Annotated in this window: 2 protein-coding genes; one reads left to right on the plus strand and one right to left on the minus strand. The window is 29.9% G+C overall.

Annotated features, from left to right (window positions below):
* Positions 1 to 1,639: AbgT family transporter (locus tag ACQCX0_RS01210; protein WP_462562299.1), on the plus strand; the 1,639-nt coding region annotated here is incomplete at its 5' end.
* 12 nt (positions 1,640 to 1,651) lie between these two features.
* Here ACQCX0_RS01210 and hflX read toward each other — a convergent pair.
* A complete protein-coding gene (gene hflX, locus ACQCX0_RS01215) occupies positions 1,652 to 2,956 on the minus strand; it encodes a GTPase HflX (RefSeq protein WP_462562300.1) in 1,305 nt (434 codons plus the stop codon).
* Positions 2,957 to 3,099 lie beyond the last annotated feature (143 nt).

Consider the following 3,099-nt stretch of genomic DNA (forward strand, 5'->3'; position numbering starts at 1 on the left):
GAATTACTTTAATAATAATATTTTAGGAGAAACAGCAATGAATACTAACTTAACTAATACTCCCAAAGAACAATCTCTCCTAATACGATTTTTAAAAGTTGTAGAGTCTGCAGGTAATAAATTACCTCATCCTGTTATACTTTTTGTATATGCTATTCTATTAGTCATTGGGATAAGTTTTTTATTTGAACTCTTAGGTATTTCAGTAAACGACCCCAGACCGTTAGGAACACCGGGACGCAGTGCAGATGGTTTAATTTTTTCTAAAAGTCTTTTAAATGCTGATGGTATTAGATATATCTTAACCACTCTGATTTCTAATTTTGTTTTATTTGCTCCTTTCGGAACTGTGCTAGTTTCTTTTATAGGTATAGGTATTGCAGAAAAATCAGGTATTATGGAGACTTCTTTAAAATCATTAGTTAAAGTGGCCCCTAAAAAACTTATTTCTGTGATAGTAATCTTTGCCGGTGTGATGTCTAATATTGCCACTGATATCGGATATATTGTATTAATACCCTTAGGAGCTATGGTTTTTTACGGATTCGGAAGACATCCCATTGCAGGATTAGGAGCTGCTTTTGTAGGTGTGTCAGGCGGATATAGTGCTAACTTATTATTAGGTACTATAGACCCATTATTAGCTGGTATTACTCAGGAGTCTGCAAAATTTTTAGTACCAACCTATCAAGTAGGGGCAGAAGCTAATTGGTATTTTATGTGTGCCTCAGTATTTTTAGTAACTGCAGTAGGAACTTTAGTAACCGAGAGAATTATAGAACCAATGTTAGGATCTTATAAACCTCTTGATGATCTTGATGTAAAACAAGTTTTTGAGGAAATTTCCCCCAATGAGAAAAAAGCCTTAAGATTAGCCGGCATATTTTCTTTAAGCTTTTTTGTAATCTTATTTCTTCTAGTATATCCCGGAAAAGGTATTTTACTCAATCAGAAAACCCTGACTCTTACCTCTTCTCCTTTCTTCCAAAGTATTGTGGCTTTTATTTTTCTCTTTTTTGTTGGGAACGGTATAATTTTTGGTTTTGTTACTAAAAAGTTTAAAAATATGAAAGATATTGTAGATGCTATGCAATCATCTATTGTTACCTTATCTAGTTATGTAATTTTAGCTTTTTTCATGGCACAATTTATAAATTATTTTTCTTATACTAAGTTAGGAATTATTTTATCGGTATCTTTAGCTGAATTAGTGCTATCTATCGGGATGAGCAGTTCTTTATTTTTAGTAGCCTTAGTGTTTATTATAGGATTCATTAATTTATTTATGGGGTCGGCTTCTGCTAAATGGGCATTATTAGCACCTATTTTTATTCCTATGTTTATGTTAATAGGAATTTCACCAGAATTAACACAACTGGCTTACAGAATAGGAGACTCTTCTACTAATATTATAAGCCCTCTATTATCTTATCTTCCTTTAATCTTATTTGCAGGAAATAAATACGTTAAGAATTTTGGTTTAGGAAATCTTATGTCTGTAATGCTACCTTATTCTATAGCTTTACTAGTATTATGGTCTGTCTTTTTATATGTATGGGTATTTGTCTTTAATTTACCTATTGGTCCGAGTACCACAACTTATTTTGATATAAATCTTATTAAAACTGATGCACAATAAAGCTATAGAAGTCTATATAAATTTAATATGAGGATATTTTTTTAAAAATAATTGACAATTTTTTTCTGATATTAAAACTGTTAGCGTGGAATTATAAGTTTTTTCATCAAATGTTTTAGATTGTATAATAGCATAATTATAAATATCTGCTCCAATACCCGCATCTTCTTTTGCTAAAATCAGGCTTTTAGTAATATATTCTTTGGTAAATAAGGTATTAGATATTTTTTCAAAAAGTAATTCTGTATTTTTACCGTTTTGTGCTGACACTAATATAGCATTATTTTCTAAGGCTAATAAATTAGTAAAATATTTACTTGTTGCTAAGTTAAGATTATCCGCTTTATTATAGACTTCTATTACTTTTTGGTTATATTCTAATTCTTGAATACCTAATTCTTGTAAAACTGTTTTTACCGCCTGCTTTTGATTCTCATAATTACTATTAGAAACATCAATAATGTGTAAAATTAAATCTGCAGTAACCACTTCTTCTAAAGTAGATTTAAAAGCCTCAACTAATTGATGCGGTAATTCAGAAATAAAACCTACTGTATCGGCAATTGTAGCTTTTTCTTTATGTTTTTTAAATTTTAGAACTCTAATTGTAGGATCTAAAGTTGCAAAGAGTAAATCCTTAACAAATACTTTAGCATTTGTTAAGGATTTAAAAAGTGTAGATTTTCCTGCATTAGTATACCCTACTAAAACAATACTTTTATAGGGTACCTTATTTCTGGATTTTCTATGTAATTCTCTAGTTTCGGCAACCTCTTTTAAGCGTTTTTTTAAAATAATTATTTTATCGGTTATCATTCGCTTATCTAATTCTCTCTGAGTTTCTCCGGGACCTCCAATAAATCCACCACCACCCCTCTGCCGTTCTAAGTGACTCCAAGCTTTAACTAATCGTGATTTCTGATAGCTTAGTTCTGCTAATTTAACTTGTATTTTTCCAGTTGCAGATTGAGCTCTTTTAGCAAAAATATGTATTATTAAAGCAGTTCTATCTATTACTTTAGTATTAAGATATTTTTCTAAATTTCTCTGCTGAATTGCAGAAATGGGATAATCTATTATTATTAGCGTAATTTCTAAGGCAGTTATTTTAGTTTTTAATACTTCTAAATGACCTGAACTAATAAAATATGCAGTATTAATTTTTGATATATTAAGAATCTCTGCACCTAATACTTCTACTTCATCTAAAGATTTCGCTAAATTTAAAGCCTCTTCCAGCTTATATTCCACATGCTCTCTTTTAATTGTAAGATTAGTTACTTTTAAGAAGGGTTCAATTACAAAACATTTATTCATACCGGAATTAATATCACCAATTAGAGTATTACTACCCTGCAGTATAACACATTATGGTGCTTTATTAAAAGGAATATATCCCAATTCCTTTTATATAAATGTATACCTCTATATCATAATAGAGGATGCACCCTACTCTTAAA

The organism is Candidatus Hepatincolaceae symbiont of Strigamia maritima, from assembly GCF_055505085.1.